Here is a 17724-nt window from a genome sequence, read left to right as displayed (position 1 = left end):
TGCCTGCCGGCCAGTCGATACTGCCGGCAGGCATTATTTTTTCGTGTCCAGCCTGACCGATTCGCATTCTCAAGGCACCTGCTAAGTAAGGGAATCATTTCAGCAGTCCATTTGAGAGGCTTTACACCATGTCCGTTCGTCGCAAGCAGCGCTACTATATTTCTACACCGCAAATCCTTCCCATCGCCCGTGCCGTGTCGCTGGCCGTGTGCAGCCTGGCGCTGTACGCCGCCACGCCAGCCCTGGCGCAGGCGCAAGCGGCCAATGCCCAGCAGGCTGGCGCCATGCGCCTGGCCTACGACATTCCTGCCGGTCCGCTGGCCCCCGCGCTGCGCAGCCTGGCCAGCGCGGCGAATGTCTTGCTCAGCTACACGCCAGACCAGGCCAGCGGCAAGAGCACGGCCGGCCTGCAAGGCCAGTACACGCCGCAGGCTGCCCTGGCCGTCTTGCTGGCGGGTACGGGCTTGCAGGCGGTCGAACTGGAGGCGGGCAGCTACGTGCTGCGCGCCGCGCCTGCCGTGGCCAGCACGGCGCCCGACGCCGTCATGCCATTGATTTCCGTCATGGCAGCGGCTGACGCGGGCGAGGGCACGGTGTCGCGCGGCTATGTGCCCATCAGCGTGGCCGCCACCAAGATGGGCACGCCATTGCTCGAGACGCCGCGCGCCATTTCCGTTGTCACGCGTGAACAGATCAAGACGCAGGCCCCGAAAAGCATCGAACAGGCGCTGGCCTATACGGCGGGCGTGCTGACGGACGTGACGGGTGCCGACGTGCGCATGTCGGGCGCCACCATCCGTGGCTTCAGCGATGGCAGCTCGTACTACCAGGATGGCTTGAAGCTGCTGTCGGCGGGCAGTTATGGTTCGTGGAATAGCGAAATGGCAGATCTCGACAGCGTCGAAGTCATCAAGGGGCCCGCGTCCGTCTTCTACGGCCAGGGCCGCCCGGGCGGCATGATCAATGTCACTTCCAAGCTGCCGGATGCAGACCACGTCAATAGCGTGGGGTTTTCCGCGGGACGCTATCACCGCTATCAGATCAATGCCGACCTGGGCGGCGCTGTCGCGGGCTACGATGGCTTGCTGTACCGCGTCACGCTGACGGGCCGCGATGCCGACGATCGTCCCATCGAATCGAAGAACAACCGCGTTTCCATCTCGCCCTCGCTGCGCTGGGACATCTCGGCGCGCACCAGCCTGACCGTACTGGGCACATATTCGCAAGAGCGGGGCACGCCGAAGCCATGGTGGCCCAGCCTGTTTGTGCATCCGCAGATCAAGGACTTGCCCGTCAGCCGCACGGCGGGCGACCCGTCCTTCGACTATTTCGACCGCGATACGCGCGCCCTTGGCTATATGTTCGAGCATGCAACAGGGAATGGATGGAAGCTGACGCAAAACTTGCGCTATGCCACCATCAAGGTTGATTACCAGCATATCTACGCCATGGATTTGCTGCCTGACGGGCGCACGGCCACGCGCGGCAGCCTGGCGGAAAAAGTGGACGGCAAGACCTGGACGGTCGACAGCCGCGCGCAGAAGGACTTTCGCTGGGGCGAGATCGAACACCGCTTCGTGGCGGGCATCGATTACCTGAAATACAAGGAAAACGATGGCCTGGGCTTTGGCTGGGACGTGCCGAACCTCGATATCCATGCGCCGGTCTACCATCAATCGATCGCCGCGCCCGGACTCGACTACACCGACACTGAACTCAAGCAGACGGGCATCTACACGTTGAACCAGTTCAAGCTGGGCGCATGGGTGGCGAATGCCAGCCTGCGCCACGACCGCGCGCGCAGCACGCAGCTCAATTCTGCGAGCACGCGCATCGACGACAATGCCACCACGGGCAGTGCCGGCCTGCTGTACCTGTTCGACAATGGCGTGGCGCCGTATGCCAGCTATGCCACCTCGTTCGACCCGGCCACGGGCCGCGACTTTGACGGCAAGGCTTTTCAGCCACGCAAGGGCAAGCAGGTGGAGCTGGGTATCAAGTACCAGCCTGCCGGCACATCGACCATGTTGACGGCATCGCTGTTTGATCTGACGCAAACGAATGTCACCACGCCGGATCCCCTCCACCCGCGTTCGTCACTACAGACGGGCGAGGTACGTTCGACGGGCGTGGAACTGGAAGGTACGTTCAAACCCTTGCCCGAGTTGAGCGTGCTGGCAGGCTATACCTATCTGGACCCGCGCACGACGAAGAGCAACCGCGACTACGAAATCGGCCGCCAGACCCTGCAGACGACGCGCCATGCGGCCAGTGTCTGGCTCGACTACCGGCCCATGGCCGTGCCCGGCCTGATGCTCGCTGGCGGCCTGCGCTACCGTGGCAGTTCGCCCTACAATGGCGCGGCCAATGCGCTGTACATGAATGATCCGTACACCCTGGCCGATATCGCCGTGGCCTACGAAACGGCGCGTTACCGCCTGGCTCTGAATATCGGCAATGTATTTGACAAGAAATACTTTGGCGGCATCTTCCGTGGCGCCGAACGCGAAGCCCTGCTGAGCCTGAAGATGAATTTCTAGCTGTAGCAGGGTGTAAGCAGCTGGGGCTGTGCGATTACAGCCCCAGCGCGCGCCAGCAATACACGGCCAGTACTGCCGCCCACGCCAGCAGGATCGCCAGCCCCGGCAGCAACAGCCATTTTGCTGCCGTCTCTTCCCACGTCACATACGGCTTGCCGCCGCGCGCGATGGCCAGCAGCGCCTGTCCCCCGTTCAAGCCGGCAAACGGCAACAGGTTCAAGGCGCACAGTTTCAACGAGAACAGGGCGAACGCCAGCGCAAAGCCGTGTGTGCGGGCAAACGCCTCTCCATTGCCCAGCAATTCCTGCGCCGTCGACAACGGTGCCAGCGCGCCGTGGATGATTTGCCCGAAGGCCGCGACAAAGCTGTCCCAGCCCGAGGCTCCCATGATGCCCAGCGACAATGCCAGCAGCATCCCCACGCCGCTCAATGGCAGCAGCACCTGCTTCCACAGCGGCTGGAAGTTGTAGGCATCGAGGCAGGGATCATCGTCATACAGTTCTTCTTCACGCGTATCTTTCAGCACCAAGCTGCCGGCCAGCGGCAGCAGCTTGACGTGGACTTTTCCCCAGGTCAGCACGGTCGGTCCCACGCCATAGCTGACGCTGCACACCGTGATGCCGGACAGCCTGGCGCAGGCCGCCATGACGGAAATGTGGATGAACATGAAGAGGATGAAGCAGAGCAACAACTGAAAGGCGGGATGCATCGGGCTATGTGTCCAGAAGGAAAGGAGCGGTATTAGAACATGCCGCCATGAAAAGTCGCGCACATGAAAAAAGCCCCGCCTGCATCGCTGCAGCCGGGGCTTCGAATGACTGGGCAGCTCGCGCCGCCCGCTATCACTTACAGTACTTCGCTGGCGTGGTCGGCCAGGCGCGAGCGCTCGCCGCGGGCCAGGGTGACGTGGCCGCTGTGGGTCCAGCCCTTGAAGCGGTCGACCACGTAAGTCAGGCCGCTCGAGCCTTCCGTCAGGTATGGCGTGTCGATCTGCGCGATGTTGCCCAGGCACAGGATCTTCGTGCCGGGTCCGGCGCGCGTGACGAGGGTCTTGACTTGTTTCGGCGTCAAGTTTTGCGCTTCATCGATGATGAGGAACTTGTTTACGAACGTGCGGCCGCGCATGAAGTTGAGCGACTTGATCTTGATGCGCGAGCGGATCAGGTCTTGCGTTGCCGCACGGCCCCATTCGCCGCCATCGGAGTCGGACTTGTTCAGCACTTCCAGGTTGTCGTCGAAGGCGCCCATCCATGGCGACATCTTTTCTTCTTCCGTGCCCGGCAGGAAACCGATGTCTTCGCCCACCGGTACCGTGACGCGGGTAACGATGATTTCATTGTAGAGCTTGGTTTCCAGCACTTGCGCCAGGCCGGCGGCCAGGGCCAGCAGGGTCTTGCCGGTACCGGCCTGGCCCAGCAGGGTGACGAAGTCGCATTCCGGATTCATCAGCAAGTTCAGCGCGAAATTCTGCTCGCGGTTGCGCGCCGTCACGCCCCACACATTGTTCTTCGTATGGCTGAAGTCGCGCAGGGTTTGCAGCACGGCTGTCTTGCCGTTGATCTGTTTCACCTGGCCGTAGAACGGCGTTTCGCCGTTTTTCGGTTCCAGGTAGATGAACTGGTTGACCAGCAGCGACGGGATGAACGGGCCCGTCACGCGGTAGAACGTCGAGCTGTAGCCGTTCTTGCTTTCCTGCCACGATTCCATGTCCTTGCCGTGCTTGTTCCAGAAGTCGTCCGGCAATTGCACGATGCCCGAGTACAGCAAGTCCGTGTCTTCCAGCACATGGTCGTTGAAGTAATCTTCGGCCGGCAGGCCCAGGGCGCGCGCCTTGATGCGCATGTTGATGTCTTTCGACACCAGCACGACAGGGCGGCCTTCCTGTTCCGATTCCAGCGAGCGCACGACGGCGAGGATCTGGTTGTCGGCCTTGCCCACTGGCAAGCCAGCCGGCAAGTCGGCGCTTTGCAGGCGCGTCTGGAAGAACAGGCGGCCCTTGGCATCCTTGTTGCCCAGCTTGGACAGCAGGATGCCGTGTTCGATGGCGTCGTCATCCGTGTTGCTGATCAGGGCGTCGAGCGTGCGCGAGACCTGGCGTGCATTGCGCGCCACTTCCGTCATGCCCTTTTTATGGTTGTCCAGCTCTTCCAGGGTCATCATCGGCAGGTACACATCGTGTTCCTCGAAGCGGAACAGCGAGGATGGATCGTGCATCAGCACGTTCGTGTCGAGCACGAACAGCTTGCTGATGCCGCGCTGGTCGGCGGCGCGGCTGGCGGACGACTTGAGCTGCACTTCGACAGCCTTGTGCTTGGCAGGATGTGGCTGCTCGGCTTGCTTGACGGGCTTGATCGGCGTGACCTTGCCTTTTGCCGCCGGCTTGGCTTTCGCTGCAGGCGCAGCAACAGCGGCAGGCGCGGCCGCGACCGGCGCCGGTGCAGCAACGGCTGGCGCCGGCTTGGCGACCATCAGGGCCGCCACTTGCTTGATCTTCGTGGCCGCATTGCGGACCGGCTTGGCAACTTCGGCGATCGCCGCTTCAATAATCGGTGCAGCCACTTTCTTGGCTGCCGGGGTTTTGGTGGCCGGGCGCGCTGCGCCTGCGGTTGGGTAATCTTGGGTGGCCAGGATGGTGGCTGGCTTGCTCGGTAATTTTGGCAGTGGCATCAGGATCTCAATCAAAAAATTTCTGGAATGAATCGCCCATGGGCAGCCAGCTTCTGGCGGCACTTCTCATGGGGTGGATGCGGGGGAACAACAATGCTACAGGACGAGTAACTGCCGGAAGGCCGGCAGCATGGCCGGTCATGGACGCCATCGACGGGCTGCATGCCCGCCTGGCGGAGTGGATGGAGGCGCTTCGTTGACTCAAAATGGCGATAGGTACCGTGAACTGAACTGCGGTTGAACCAGGCTCGCTGGAAGCCGACAACGCGCATTGGATCAAAAATGGACGATCAATTCAGATGCGCTACGAATTCCAGCACTTCTTCCACGTGAGTTGCGACCTTCACGCCTCTCCATTCTTTCACCAATCGGCCCTGGGCGTCAATCACAAACGTACTGCGCTCGACGCCACGGACCGTCTTGCCGTACATCTGTTTCATCTTCATGACGTTAAACAGCAGACAAACGGCTTCGTCGGGGTCGGAAATGAGCTCGAACGGCAGTTCCAGCTTGGCTTTGAAACTTTCGTGCGAGCGCAGGGAATCGCGGCTGATGCCGTAGATTTCCACGCCTGCAGCGACGAATTGCGAATACGCATCGCGGAAGGCGATGTTTTCCGTGGTGCAGCCAGGGGTGTTGTCCTTCGGATAGAAAAACAGCACCGTGGCCTTGGCCGGACGGCCCAGCAACTGAAAGGTCTTGCCGCTGGTCATGGCGGCGCTAAAGTCGGGTATGCTAACGAGGGATTGGCTATCAGCCACAGGTTCTCTCCTGAACGGTGATCATCAGCGCTGTTTTTAATCTGGCAACGCATCCAGGTGCAACAATACAGCATTCAGGCCGCTTTGCCCTGCACAATCAGGCGTCCCGAACGGCCTGGCAACTCATCCCAGGTGACGGGACAAACGGGCAAGTCCGTATTTTTTATCTTTTCATAATAATCGCCCATCGCTGCAAACTGGTAGCCCTGGGCTTTCCAGCCAGCCAGCAGTTGTTCGAAAATGGGGGCGAGTTTCTGTCCTTCAAGTTCCGCATGCAAGGTATATACGTGATCGCGGGGATTGTCCGCCGTCAGCGACAATATATGCGCGGCAACATTGCTCGTTGTGATCAGTTTGCCGTCGATTTCGCAGCCCAGCAATTCATCCAGGGTGGGCAGGGTGGTAGGCAATTGCACGCATTGCAGGATGGTGTTGCCGTTGCGCACGCGGTGTGGGCCATTACCAGGATGCACCATGGCGCCGCGTGCGTCGAGCATGGCGCGGCCATCGGAGGCAAAGCGGTAGCCGGCCGTGTCGTGTTCGACAAAGGCGCTGACATTCATTTGCCAGCCGGCCGCGCCGTGCGTGTGCGGCTTGGTGCCAAATACCTGTTCGTAGCGGTTGGCGGCCTTGCGCATCATGTTGATGGTCCAGGCGGCGTTGCGCTTGGCCACGTTGTCTTGCCACAGGGTGTGATCCCAGGTGTGGATGCCGCACTCGAAACCGGCATCGCGCACGGCGCGCAATTGCGCCGCGCACAGCTTGCCGATATCGGGTCCCGGCAGCAAGGTGCCGTACATCAATGTTTTCAAGCCGTAGTGTTCGACCACCGAGGTGCGCGACACCTTGCTGAAAAAGCCGGGCCGCAAGGCGCGCCGCAGGGCCCAACCCGTGTGGTCGGGGCCCAGCGAGAACAGAAAGGTGGCCTTGGCCTGGTGCGCGGCCAGCATGCGCACCAGATTGCCCATGCCTTCACGGGTGCCGCGATAGGTATCGACGTCGATTTTCAGGGTCAGGAACGGCTTGCTCAACATTAATCCATCAGGGCTTTGGCTTGGGCTACCTGGCTGCGGTAGGCGTCGAAAATATTGCGCAGGGAATCGGCCATGGTGGTGGTCGGCACCCAGCCCAGCTCTTCGCAGGTATTCGTGATTTTCGGCACGCGGTTTTGCACGTCCTGGTAGCCGGCGCCGTAGTAGGCGCCCGAGGTCGTTTCCACGATTTTCACGTGTTTCGCGCCTTCGGCGTATTCCGGGTATTCGGCGGCCAGGGTCAGCATCATGCCGGCCAGGTCGCGGATCGAATAGTTATTGATCGGATTGCCAATGTTGTAAATCTTGCCGCTGGCGATGCCGTTCTTGTTGGCGATGATGCGCATCAGCGCATCGATGCCGTCGTCGATGTAGGTGAACGCGCGTTTTTGCGCGCCGCCGTCGACCAGCGAGATGTTCTCGCCGCGCACGATATGGCCGAAGAATTGCGTCACCACGCGCGAAGAACCTTCTTTTGGCGTGTGGATCGAGTCCAGGCCGGCGCCGATCCAGTTGAATGGACGGAACAGGGTGAAGTTCAAGCCTTCCATGCCGTAGCCCCAGATCACGCGGTCCATCAGCTGCTTGGCGTTCGAATAGATCCAGCGCGGCTTGTTGATCGGGCCGCAGATCAGTTCCGAGTTTTCCGGATCGAATTCCTCGTCATGGCACATGCCATACACTTCCGAGGTCGACGGGAAGACCAGGTGCTTGCCGTACTTGGCGGCCGAGCGGACGATGGGCAGGTTGGCTTCGAAGTCCAGTTCGAAGACGCGCAGCGGCTGCTTGACGTAGGTCGATGGCGTGGCGATGGCCACCAGCGGCAGGATCACGTCGCACTTCTTGACGTGGTACTCGACCCATTCCTTGTTGATCGTGATGTCGCCTTCGAAGAAGTGCATGCGCGACTTGTAGTTGTCATCTTCCAGCAATTCGGTGATGCGGTCCGTGTTCATGTCCATGCCGTAGACATGCCAGTCGGTGGTTTCCAGGATGCGCTTGGACAGGTGGTGGCCGATGAAGCCGTTGACGCCTAAGATGAGGACTTTTTTCATGTGAGATTCTCTTGAGTGATATCAGTGTGTGCTGACGCGGGTGGTCAGACTTGCTTGCAATTGCTGAGCCGAAATCGGCTCCCCGGCAGCCCTCAGCGCGGAAATGGCCAGCATGCGGCCGTCTCCGCAGACGCCAAAGATGCAATTATCCACTACCGCCAAGCCCGGTGGCAAACTTCCTGCGGAATGCTTGCTCAAGCGGGCTTTTTCGATGGTGTAAATGACATCGTTGACTTCGGTGAAGGCGCCGGGATAGGGCGGCGCGACGGCCCGGTGCAGGTTGTACACCTGCTGCGCGGGTAACTTCCAGTCGATGCGCCCGTCTTCCGGCTTGCGCCCGCCAAAGTAGCCGCCCTGGCGCAAATCGTTGAGCTGGCGTGGCGCCGTGCCGTCCAGCAAGGCCGGCAGCACGTTCCACAGGGTTTGTTCCGCCGCCACGGTGACCTTGCCGAAGACTTCGAAGGCCGTGTCATCGGGCAGGATGGGCACGGCCGTTTGCGCGACGATGGCGCCGGCATCGGGCTTGACCGTCATTTCATGCAGGGTGGCGCCCGTTTGCGGGGCGCCATGCAGCACGGCCCAGTTGACGGGCGCGCGGCCGCGAAACTGCGGCAGCAGCGAGCCGTGCATATTGTAGGCGGGCGCGACTTCCAGGATGCTGGCGGGCAGCATGTGGCGGTAGTAAAAGCTGAACAGCATGTCCGGCGCTGCCGCCTGCACCTGCGCCAGCAGCTCGGGCGCGCGCGGATCGCCGGGCGTGATGTACGGGATGCCTTCGGCCTGGCACAGGCTGGCGACGGACTCGAACCACAGGTTTTCCGTGGGGCTGTCTTCGTGCGTGACGACCAGGGCGATATCGACGCCTCCGGCCAGCAGCACCTTGATGCAGCGCACGCCCACATTGTGGTAGCCGAAGACGACGGCGCGCGGGGCGCCCATCAGCGGCCCACCTGGCGCTTTTCCAGGCGCACGTACGATGGCGCCTCGGCTTCCGCCTGGGCCATGCCGTCCTGCAAGATGGTTTGCACCACGTAGCGGGGACGGGCGCGCACTTGCTGGAAGATGCGTCCCACGTATTCGCCCACGAGGCCGATGCCGAACAGGATCACGCCCATCAGGAAGAAGGCGATGGCGAACAGGGTGAACACGCCCTGCGCCTCGGCGCCGAACAGGAAGCGGCGCGCCAGCAGATAGATCACCAGCAGGGCCGAACTGAGTGACAGCAGCATGCCCAGCATCGAAAAGATTTGCAGGGGAATCAGCGAAAAGCCCGTGACCAGGTCGAAATTGAGGCGGATCAGGCTGTACAGCGAGTATTTCGACTCGCCGGCCGAGCGTTCCTCGTGCTCGACGGTAATTTCCGTGGGCTTGCGGGCAAACGTGTAGGCCAGGGCGGGAACAAAGGTGTTGACTTCGGCGCACTGGTTGACCAGGTCGATCACGTTGCGGCCATACGCGCGCAGCATGTTGCCCTGGTCCGTGATCTTGATGTTGGTGATGCGCTCGCGCAGCCGGTTCATCATCTTCGACGCCAGGGTGCGCCAGGCGGAATCTTGCCGCTTGCGCCGGATCGAGCCCACGTAATCGTAGCCTTCGCGCATCTTTGCCACCAGGTTGCCGATTTCTTCGGGCGGATTCTGCAGGTCGGCATCGAGCGTGACCATGATTTGCCCGCGCGAAGCTTCAAAGCCGGCCAGGATGGCCATGTGCTGGCCATAATTACCGTTGAACAAGACTACGCGCGTGACGTCGGGGCGCTGGCGGAACTGTTCCGCCAGGATGGCCACCGAATTGTCGCGGCTGCCATCATTGACAAAGATGATCTCGTAGCTCGTCTGCAGGGCATCGAGGGCCGGATACAGGCGGGCGAACAGGCTGGCCAGGCCATCCTGCTCGTTGTAGATTGGAATGATAATGGACAGTTCAGGTTTCATCGGCGCGCTGCTCATTTGATGAGAATGGATTTGACGGTGGCGACGGCGCGTTCCACGTCCTGTGTCGTCATGGCGTAGAACATCGGCAAGGTCACGGTCAGGCGGCCGATCTTTTCCGAAACGGGGAACATGCCTTCGGTAAAGCCGCGTTCGCGGTACATGGTAAACAGGTGGATCGGTGCGTAATGATAGCCCGTTCCCACGTTCTGCTGCGCCATTTGCTGCATGAAGGCGGCACGCGTGCCGGGGCCATTGTCGGGCAGGATGATCTGGAACAAATGCCAGTTGCTGTTTTCAAAGTCCTGCACGGGCAGCTGGGCGCCGCTCTGCGCTTCGAAATCGCTGCCGAATTGCGCGAAATAGTGGCGTGCCAGCGCGCGGCGGTGGGCCGTGATCGCGTCGATATTGGCGAACTGGCCCAGGCCGATGGCGGCCATGATGTCGCTCATGTTGTATTTGCCGCCCAGTACATCGACGTCGATGCCGTCGACGCCGCTGCGCGTGACGCCCTGCAGCCGGTATTTCTCGGCCAGCTTCGCTTCTTCCAGATTGTTGAGGACGAGGCAGCCGCCTTCACCCGTGGTGATGTTCTTGTTGGCCTGGAAGCTGAACGAGACGAAGTCGCCAAACGCGCCGATGCGCTTGCCCTTCCAGCTGGAGCCGAATGCTTGCGCCGCGTCTTCCACGACCCTTAAATTGTACTTTTCAGCAATCGCATACAGGCGGTCCATGTCGACCGGCAAGCCGGACAGGTAGACGGGGATGATGGCCTTCGTACGCGGGGTGATGGCCGCTTCCAGCTTGTCGAGGTCGATATTCCGCGTGACGGGGTCGATGTCGGCAAACACGGGCGTGGCGCCCACTTCGATGATGACGTTGGCTGTCGCTACCCACGACACGGGCGTGGTGATGACTTCGTCGCCGGGGCCGATGCCGGCGATGCGCAGCGCGATTTCCATGGTGCACGTGCCCGAATTGAAGGTGCGCACGGGACGCCCGCCGAAATACTCGGACAGCTGGGCTTCGAATGCCTGCACTTTCGGGCCGCTGGTGATCCAGCCCGAGCGCAGCACTTCGCCGACGGCGGCGATGGTCGCTTCATCGATGGTGGGTTTGGAAAATGGCAAAAAGGGCAGGGTAGAGGTCATGGGGCGCAGTTCTTGGATCTGTATTGTGTCAGGGTATCGGCGTCGCCGAGGCTGCCAGTGCGGTGAATGGCCGCTGGCAGGCATGGCTATTTTATATCGTCAGTACGGCGGCGCAGCCGGTTCAGCGGTGAAAAATCCTGCTGATGCGGGGGCGGGGCAAGCTGGCCGGGGGCGCGATCCATACTGCCTCGCGCCCCTTTAAACATTTATTTGTTGGCAATGACCATGCGGCGCGCATCCTTGGCAATGACACGCATGGGCACGCCACGCTCCTGCAATTCCTTGTAACGGTTCAGGCTGATAATGGCCATGTCGCGCACGCCGGCGTTGGCATCGTTCGTCCATTGCGTGATGAAAGTCTCGATGCTCGGGATGGACAGCTCGGGCTGCTGTTTCAGGCCAAACGTGAACTCATCCCAGTAATCGACGAGGATCACGGGCCGCTGCAGGTAGTACGTCAGCGACTGTTCATAGATGCCGACGGAGTAGAGCTTGGTATCGGCCGTCAGTTCGGCCTGGATCTGCGGCAGCATGTCGGTGCCCGCGCGGTTCTGGCCATACAGTTCGGAGCCGGCCAGGATGCAGTGCGTGGCCAGGAAGCCGGCGCCGGCGATGGTCAGCACCGTCATGTCGCGGCGCAGCTGGCGCGCATGCAGCAAGGCCAGGGCGCCACCGGCCAGGGCGAAGAAGCCGGCCGCCATCAGCCATGGCTGGTATCCCTTGAGCGCGATCAAGGCTTCCGCGTCGCGCGCGCTGGCCTTGCCAAAGGCGATCGGTCCGCCGATCAGGACGGCCGCGCCCAGCACGCACAGCAGGCCGGCGGCCAGCATGCGCTGGCGGCGCGAGGCCGATTCCAGGTACAGCGCCACCAGCAGGGCCAGCGCCGGGAAGATGGGCACGATGTAGCCAGGCAGCTTCGAGGTCGAATAGCTGAAGAAGAAGAAGATGAAGACGGCCCAGACCAGCAGCATCAAGCGGGGCTGGAAGGCGCCTTCCTGGCGCTGGAAGGCGGCGGCCAGGCTTTGCGGCAGCACGCCTATCCACGGCAGGATGCCGGGAATGAGCAGCACCAGGAAGTAATACCAGGCCCCTTCGCGTTTGTGGCCCTTCATCAGGAAGCGCTGGAAATGCTCATGGATGAAGAAGAAGTGCGGCTGTTCCGGATTGCGCAGGGCGACCAGCACGAACCACGGCGTGGCGATGGCAAAGAACACCAGCAAGCCCTTGACCAGATGCAAACGCGTCCAGATGCGCCAGTCGCGCGCGCACAGCGAATACAGCACCAGCACGGCGCCCGGCAGCACGATGCCGATCAGGCCCTTGGCCAGCACGGCCAGCGCCATGGCGGCCCAGCAGGCCAGCATCCAGTTGCGCCGTTCAAGTGCCGTGGCGTCGTCGCGCTGGGCGATCAGCAGGCTGCCCATGGTGAGGGTCATCATGCCCGACAGGCCCATGTCCAGCGAATTGATCTGGCCGGAAGCGAGCCAGAACAGGCTCGACGCCAGCACCAGGCCGGCATACAGCCCCACGCGCGGGCCGAACACTTTCTTGCCCGCGTAGGCCGTCATGCACACGCCGATGATGCCGCACAGGCCGGTCCACAAACGGGCCTGCCATTCGCCCAGGCCGAAGGCGGCGAAGGTCAGCGCATTCATCCACGTTTGCAGCGGCGGTTTTTCAAAGTACTTGATGCCGTTCAGGCGCGTGGTGATCCAGTCGCCCGTGACGAACATTTCGCGCGCCATCTCCGCGTAGCGGCCTTCGTCGGGCGGCACCAGGGTGCGCACGCCCAGCGCATACAGGGTGACGACGATGAAGATGCCCAGCAGCGACCACATCAGCACCCGCGACGAGTGCAGCTCGTTGACGTTGATTTTCATGCGGCCTTGCCTGCAGCCGGGGCCAGGATCAGTGCCAGGGTGACCTTGCGGCCTTCGCCCATGAGGATATTGTAGGTGCGGCAGGCAGCCTGGCTATCCATGCATTCGACGCCGATGCGGCGCATGGTCAGCGCGGCCGTCAGCTTCGGGTGCACGAAGCGCTGGCGCTCGCCCGTACCGAGGATGACCACGTCGGGCGCATCGGCCAGGATTTGCGCGAAATGCGCCTCGTTCAGCTGTTCGAAACTGTCCACCTCCCACGCCCGCGGGGGCATTTCCGGCATGACGATCAGACTGTAGTTATACGGCTGGGCATTGATCTCGACGCCGTTTTCGTCATAGCCGGTGACAGTCTGGTATTGTTGGGTGCTGCTGGCATGGAGTTTCATGGCGATATCGGGGGCTGGTCGTGTCGGTTGATCGGTGCGCGCGCGGCCAAATTGCGTGCCGCGGCCAAGGGCGTAAGCATGCCATAAATGACAGAAAAGAGCGACTGAAAAGCAACATCCTTTCCAAATTGCAATGTTCGGCGCCACAGTGGCGATGCCTGCTTTCGCCATGGTAATGCTGCAAGATTAAGGGAAGATGAAGATGGCGCCCGCCCGATTGTCGTCGGGAGGCGCCGGCGTGGCAGAATCGGCGTCAAATGCTGGGGTTGGCCATGTTTAATTTGATAAAATGGCCTGTTTTCGGCGAGAATGGTTGTTTTCGCCTTGCAGTCTTTCGCATTGCAGTTTCACGGGTTCATAGTTCTGGCGCGGCTATCATGCTGCAAGTTCTGGTCACCGCGCCGCATCACGACAGGGATTTATTTTGCGACCGATTCAGAAATCGAATAAATTGGCGGACGTCTGCTACGACATCCGCGGCCCGGTCCTGGAAAAATCCAGGCAAATGGAAGAAGAAGGCCACAAGATCACCAAGCTCAATATCGGCAACCTGGCCGTATTCGGCTTCGATCCGCCCGACGAGATCGTGCGCGACATGATGCTCAATCTGCAGAACGCGGCCGGCTATACGGATTCGAAAGGCATGTTCGCGCCGCGCAAGGCCGTCATGCACTACACCCAGGGCAAGAATATCGCCGGCGTGACCATCGATGACATTTATCTGGGCAATGGCGCTTCCGAACTGATCGTCATGTCGATGAACGCGCTGCTCAACAGTGGCGACGAAGTGCTGGTGCCGGCGCCCGACTACCCGCTGTGGACGGCCGCCGTCAGCCTGTCGGGCGGCAATCCCGTGCACTATGTGTGCGACGAGCAGAACGAGTGGTATCCCGACATCGAGGACATGCGCCGCAAGATCACGCCGCAAACGAAAGCCATCGTCGTCATCAACCCGAACAATCCCACGGGCGCGCTGTACCCGGTTTCCGTGCTGCTGCAGATCGTCGAACTGGCGCGCCAGCACCAGCTGATCATTTTCGCCGACGAGATCTACGACAAGGTGCTGTACGACGAAGCCGAGCACGTGTCGATCGCCTCGCTGGCAGACGACGTGCTGTTCATCACCATGAACGGCCTGTCGAAGAATTACCGCTCCTGCGGCTACCGTTCCGGCTGGATGGTGGTCTCGGGCGAAAAGCGCCACGCAAAGGATTACATCGAAGGCCTCAACATGCTGGCCTCGATGCGGCTATGCGCCAACGCGCCGGGGCAATTTGCCATCCAGACGGCGCTTGGCGGCTACCAGAGCATACAAGACCTGGTGGGGCCCGGCGGGCGCCTGTTGAAACAGCGCGATCTGGCGCACAAGCTGCTGACCGATATTCCGGGCGTCACCTGTGTCAAGCCGAAGGCCGCGCTGTACATGTTCCCGCGCCTGGACCCGGAGATCTACCCGATCGCCGACGACCAGCAGTTTGCCTATGAATTACTGGCCGAAGCCAAGGTCCTGATCGTGCAGGGCACGGGGTTCAACTGGATCGCGCCCGACCATTTTCGTGTCGTCTTCCTGCCCAACTCCGATGACCTGACCGAGGCCATGGGGCGCATTGCGCGCTTCCTCGAAGGTTACCGCAAGCGTCACGGCCGGGGCTGAATCAGCCAGCAGCAATCTCGATCAACCTGGCGCCGCCCAAGGGGGCGCCACTTATGAGCAGTCAAGCACAACTATGAAATCCATCAAGATCGGCCTGCTGGGCCTGGGCAATGTCGGTTACGGCACGTTCAGCGTCCTGAAACGCAACCAGGAAGAAATCAAGCGCCGCGCGGGCCGCGGCATTGAAGTCGTCGCCGTCGCCGTGCGCGACGTGGCGCGCGCCGAAGCGCTGGTCGCCGGCGGCTGCAAGGTCGTCAATGACCCGATGCTGATCGTCAACGATCCCGAGATCGACATCGTCGTCGAACTGATCGGCGGCTACGACCTGTCGAAAACCCTGGTCATGCAGGCGATTGCCAACGGCAAGCATGTGGTCACTGCCAACAAGGCCCTGCTGGCCGTGCACGGCAACGAAATCTTCGCCGCCGCCCAGGACAAGGGCGTGATGGTGGCCTTCGAAGCGGCCGTCGCCGGCGGCATCCCCATCATCAAGGCGTTGCGCGAAGGCTTGACGGCCAACCGCATCGAATGGATCGCCGGCATCATCAACGGCACCACCAATTTCATCCTGTCCGAGATGCGCGACAAGGGCCTCGATTTCGCCACCGTGCTGAAACAGGCGCAGGAACTGGGCTATGCGGAAGCTGATCCCACCTTCGACATCGAAGGCGTGGACGCCGCGCACAAGGCCACCATCATGTCGGCCATCGCCTTCGGCATCCCGGTGCAGTTCGACAAGGCTTACGTGGAAGGCATCAGCAACCTCAATGCCGTCGATATCCGCTACGCCGAGCAACTGGGCTACCGCATCAAGCTGCTGGGCATCACCAAGCGCGCCACCGTCAACGGCGTGGAAGGCATCGAGCTGCGCGTGCATCCGACCCTGATCCCGGCCAAGCGCCTGATCGCCAACGTGGAAGGCGCCATGAATGCGGTGCTGGTGCATGGCGACGCCGTCGGCGCCAGCCTGTACTCGGGCCGCGGCGCGGGCGCCGAGCCGACCGCCTCGTCGGTGATCGCCGACCTGGTCGACATCACCCGCCTGGCCACGGCTGACCCGGAACACCGCGTGCCGCACTTGGCGTTCCAGCCGAACGCGATGACCGATATCGCGATCTTGCCGATGTCGGAAATCACCACCAGCTACTACCTGCGCATGCACGTGGCCGACCAGCCGGGCGTGCTGGCCGACCTGACGCGCATCCTGGCCGAACGCGGCATCTCGATCGACGCCATGCTGCAAAAAGAGCCGGCCGAGGGCGAGACGCACACGGACATCATCATGCTGACGCACCAGACGCAGGAAAAGAACGTCACGGCCGCCATCGAGAAGATGGAAGCGTTGAACAGCGTGGTGGGCACGGTCACCAAGATCCGCCTGGAAAACCTGAGCTGAGCGTTTTCAGCGATCCATGCAAAACGGCGCCCGCGGGCGCCGTTTTTTCATCCGATGGCGGTCTTAATGCTGCGGCACGTCGGGCGCGCCGACGGGGCCTACATCCATGCCGTCATAGCTGGCCAGCTGGTTGTCCTGCGCAAACGCCATCAGTTCGCCATTGCGCGCGTGCAGACTGTCGACGCCATGCACTTCGGCCTTTTCCACGTGCAGCACCCACACGGGCGGTGCTGCCGGATCGTCGAGTTCCGGCTGGTACAGTTCCACCGGGCGGTAGCCCTGCAGCGCCAGCAGGGTGGCGGCCTGCTCCAGCGGTTCGGACGTCGGGTTGGTGAAGTAATAGCCCCACAGCAGCGGCTGGGACAGGTCCCATGGCGCGTTCTCGGCGATATTGGCAAACAGTTCGCTTACATCTTCTTTGGTCATCATGGCGGTGCCTTCCTTAAAATCTCAGGGCGCGATCTTAGCATCCATGCCGCCTGCTTACCATTCACCCATAAAAAAACCGGCTGCATGGCCGGTTTTTTTATCAGCCGCTAACAACGGCTTGATTCTGATTCGCGCGAGCGTGAATTAGAACTTGTAACGCAGGCCGATCGACAGCAGGTCGGCTTTCAGTTTCATGCCATCCTGGCTCATCGTTTTGCCGAAGTTTTCATATTCAGCAACGGCCGACAGGTTTTTATTGAAGTTATAAGCAGCACCGATGCCAAACAGGGCAGCGGTTTTGTTTTTCGATTCGCTGGCGCTGAAACCGATCAGGTTCAATTTGGCTTTGGTGTGGTTTTGAGTAACGCCAACTTTTGCAAACAGCGAGAATTCAGCGTTCAGTGGCAAGGTGCCGGTCGCGGCTGCGTAGATTGCGCTGGTTTCCATGCTCAGCGATTCCTTGCCTTCGCTTTCTTTCAGTTTGCCGAAATTGACGTAGCCGGCTTCTGCGCCGAAGTTAGGCGTGAAGTCGTAACCGGCATAAACTTTAAAACCGGTTTTGTTTTCTTTGCCCGAAGCGACATCGCCCGACAATTTCAATTCCGAACGGCCGGCATTCGCGCCGACATAAATGTTTTCAGCTTGTGCAAACAAAGGGAATGCCAGAGCGGCGCCGACGACTACTGCAAACAATTGCTTTTTCATATTAATCCTAGATAATTAATGCGGAGAGACTGTCTCGCCGCTTAATGGGAGCCGAATTGTATAGGGATGAATATATTTATGTAAGGCAATTATTTTAAAAATATTAGAAATAAATCATTTGTTGTTTTTAAGCAA

At 60.9% G+C, this 17724-nt stretch carries 15 protein-coding genes; 3 read left to right on the top strand and 12 right to left on the bottom strand.

Annotated elements, in window-relative coordinates:
- Positions 1-128: 128 nt before the first annotated feature.
- The gene (locus tag CSQ92_RS13675; protein WP_257219209.1) at positions 129-2540 is read left to right on the top strand and encodes a TonB-dependent siderophore receptor; all 2412 of its coding nucleotides are present in this window, start codon (positions 129-131) and stop codon (positions 2538-2540) included.
- A 34-nt stretch (positions 2541-2574) separates the two neighbouring features.
- Here CSQ92_RS13675 and CSQ92_RS13670 read toward each other — a convergent pair whose 3' ends face one another.
- The 10 genes from CSQ92_RS13670 to CSQ92_RS13625 form a co-directional block, all read right to left on the bottom strand.
- On the bottom strand, positions 2575-3249 hold the full coding sequence (locus tag CSQ92_RS13670) for a site-2 protease family protein (protein WP_099394354.1): 675 nt from the start codon (positions 3247-3249) through the stop codon (positions 2575-2577).
- Between the two features lie 137 nt (positions 3250-3386).
- Entirely contained in the window at positions 3387-5207 is a 1821-nt protein-coding gene (locus CSQ92_RS13665) for a PhoH family protein (protein WP_034785467.1), read from the bottom strand.
- A gap of 290 nt (positions 5208-5497) precedes the next feature.
- Positions 5498-5968 carry a peroxiredoxin gene (locus CSQ92_RS13660; RefSeq protein WP_034785468.1) on the bottom strand — a complete coding sequence of 157 codons (471 nt, stop codon included), beginning with the start codon at positions 5966-5968 and terminating at the stop codon, positions 5498-5500.
- A gap of 74 nt (positions 5969-6042) precedes the next feature.
- Entirely contained in the window at positions 6043-7002 is a 960-nt protein-coding gene (locus CSQ92_RS13655; RefSeq protein ID WP_070260550.1) for a polysaccharide deacetylase family protein, read from the bottom strand.
- A complete protein-coding gene (locus CSQ92_RS13650; protein WP_070282370.1) occupies positions 7002-8054 on the bottom strand; it encodes a bifunctional UDP-4-keto-pentose/UDP-xylose synthase in 1053 nt (350 codons plus the stop codon). The genes CSQ92_RS13655 and CSQ92_RS13650 overlap by 1 nt, the downstream gene beginning before the upstream one ends.
- Before the next feature lie 21 nt (positions 8055-8075).
- Entirely contained in the window at positions 8076-8993 is a 918-nt protein-coding gene (locus CSQ92_RS13645; RefSeq protein ID WP_034785471.1) for a formyltransferase, read from the bottom strand.
- Positions 8993-9988, bottom strand: coding sequence for a glycosyltransferase (locus CSQ92_RS13640; protein WP_034785511.1), 996 nt, complete (start codon positions 9986-9988; stop codon positions 8993-8995). Before CSQ92_RS13640 ends, CSQ92_RS13645 begins: the two co-directional genes overlap by 1 nt.
- An 11-nt stretch (positions 9989-9999) precedes the next feature.
- A complete protein-coding gene (locus tag CSQ92_RS13635) occupies positions 10000-11136 on the bottom strand; it encodes a DegT/DnrJ/EryC1/StrS family aminotransferase (protein ID WP_034785472.1) in 1137 nt (378 codons plus the stop codon).
- A 206-nt stretch (positions 11137-11342) separates the two neighbouring features.
- Positions 11343-13016: a glycosyltransferase family 39 protein gene (locus CSQ92_RS13630; protein ID WP_099394353.1), complete on the bottom strand. Its 1674-nt coding sequence runs from the start codon at positions 13014-13016 to the stop codon at positions 11343-11345.
- Positions 13013-13405 carry an Mth938-like domain-containing protein gene (locus CSQ92_RS13625; protein ID WP_070260554.1) on the bottom strand — a complete coding sequence of 131 codons (393 nt, stop codon included), beginning with the start codon at positions 13403-13405 and terminating at the stop codon, positions 13013-13015. Before CSQ92_RS13625 ends, CSQ92_RS13630 begins: the two co-directional genes overlap by 4 nt.
- A 424-nt stretch (positions 13406-13829) precedes the next feature.
- Here CSQ92_RS13625 and CSQ92_RS13620 point away from each other — a divergent pair, with 424 nt between their 5' ends.
- The gene (locus CSQ92_RS13620; RefSeq protein ID WP_034750427.1) at positions 13830-15059 is read left to right on the top strand and encodes a pyridoxal phosphate-dependent aminotransferase; all 1230 of its coding nucleotides are present in this window, start codon (positions 13830-13832) and stop codon (positions 15057-15059) included.
- A 73-nt stretch (positions 15060-15132) separates the two neighbouring features.
- Positions 15133-16455, top strand: coding sequence for a homoserine dehydrogenase (locus CSQ92_RS13615; protein ID WP_034785478.1), 1323 nt, complete (start codon positions 15133-15135; stop codon positions 16453-16455).
- 63 nt (positions 16456-16518) lie between these two features.
- Here the strand turns inward: CSQ92_RS13615 and CSQ92_RS13610 are convergent, their stop codons facing one another.
- Both CSQ92_RS13610 and CSQ92_RS13605 read right to left on the bottom strand, forming a co-directional pair.
- Positions 16519-16884 (bottom strand): ribonuclease E inhibitor RraB, encoded by a 366-nt coding sequence (locus CSQ92_RS13610; protein ID WP_099388724.1) that lies wholly within the window; start codon positions 16882-16884, stop codon positions 16519-16521.
- Between the two features lie 144 nt (positions 16885-17028).
- Positions 17029-17589 carry an outer membrane beta-barrel protein gene (locus CSQ92_RS13605; protein WP_034785479.1) on the bottom strand — a complete coding sequence of 187 codons (561 nt, stop codon included), beginning with the start codon at positions 17587-17589 and terminating at the stop codon, positions 17029-17031.
- Positions 17590-17724 lie beyond the last annotated feature (135 nt).

Origin of the sequence: Janthinobacterium sp. BJB446 (assembly GCF_002735655.1) — a bacterium.
GTDB lineage: Bacteria > Pseudomonadota > Gammaproteobacteria > Burkholderiales > Burkholderiaceae_D > Janthinobacterium > Janthinobacterium lividum.
This window is presented reverse-complemented; position numbering and strand designations above follow the sequence as displayed.

Bases quoted from the DNA above. Each gene is read 5' to 3' on its own strand.
- CSQ92_RS13675 (WP_257219209.1), top strand. From the start codon at position 129: ATGTCCGTTCGTCGCAAGCAGCGCTACTATATTTCTACACCGCAAATC.
- CSQ92_RS13670 (WP_099394354.1), bottom strand. From the start codon at position 3,249: ATGCATCCCGCCTTTCAGTTGTTGCTCTGCTTCATCCTCTTCATGTTC.
- CSQ92_RS13665 (WP_034785467.1), bottom strand. From the start codon at position 5,207: ATGCCACTGCCAAAATTACCGAGCAAGCCAGCCACCATCCTGGCCACC.
- CSQ92_RS13655 (WP_070260550.1), bottom strand. From the start codon at position 7,002: ATGTTGAGCAAGCCGTTCCTGACCCTGAAAATCGACGTCGATACCTAT.
- CSQ92_RS13650 (WP_070282370.1), bottom strand. From the start codon at position 8,054: ATGAAAAAAGTCCTCATCTTAGGCGTCAACGGCTTCATCGGCCACCAC.
- CSQ92_RS13645 (WP_034785471.1), bottom strand. From the start codon at position 8,993: ATGGGCGCCCCGCGCGCCGTCGTCTTCGGCTACCACAATGTGGGCGTG.
- CSQ92_RS13640 (WP_034785511.1), bottom strand. From the start codon at position 9,988: ATGAAACCTGAACTGTCCATTATCATTCCAATCTACAACGAGCAGGAT.
- CSQ92_RS13635 (WP_034785472.1), bottom strand. From the start codon at position 11,136: ATGACCTCTACCCTGCCCTTTTTGCCATTTTCCAAACCCACCATCGAT.
- CSQ92_RS13630 (WP_099394353.1), bottom strand. From the start codon at position 13,016: ATGAAAATCAACGTCAACGAGCTGCACTCGTCGCGGGTGCTGATGTGG.
- CSQ92_RS13625 (WP_070260554.1), bottom strand. From the start codon at position 13,405: ATGAAACTCCATGCCAGCAGCACCCAACAATACCAGACTGTCACCGGC.
- CSQ92_RS13615 (WP_034785478.1), top strand. From the start codon at position 15,133: ATGAAATCCATCAAGATCGGCCTGCTGGGCCTGGGCAATGTCGGTTAC.
- CSQ92_RS13610 (WP_099388724.1), bottom strand. From the start codon at position 16,884: ATGATGACCAAAGAAGATGTAAGCGAACTGTTTGCCAATATCGCCGAG.
- CSQ92_RS13605 (WP_034785479.1), bottom strand. From the start codon at position 17,589: ATGAAAAAGCAATTGTTTGCAGTAGTCGTCGGCGCCGCTCTGGCATTC.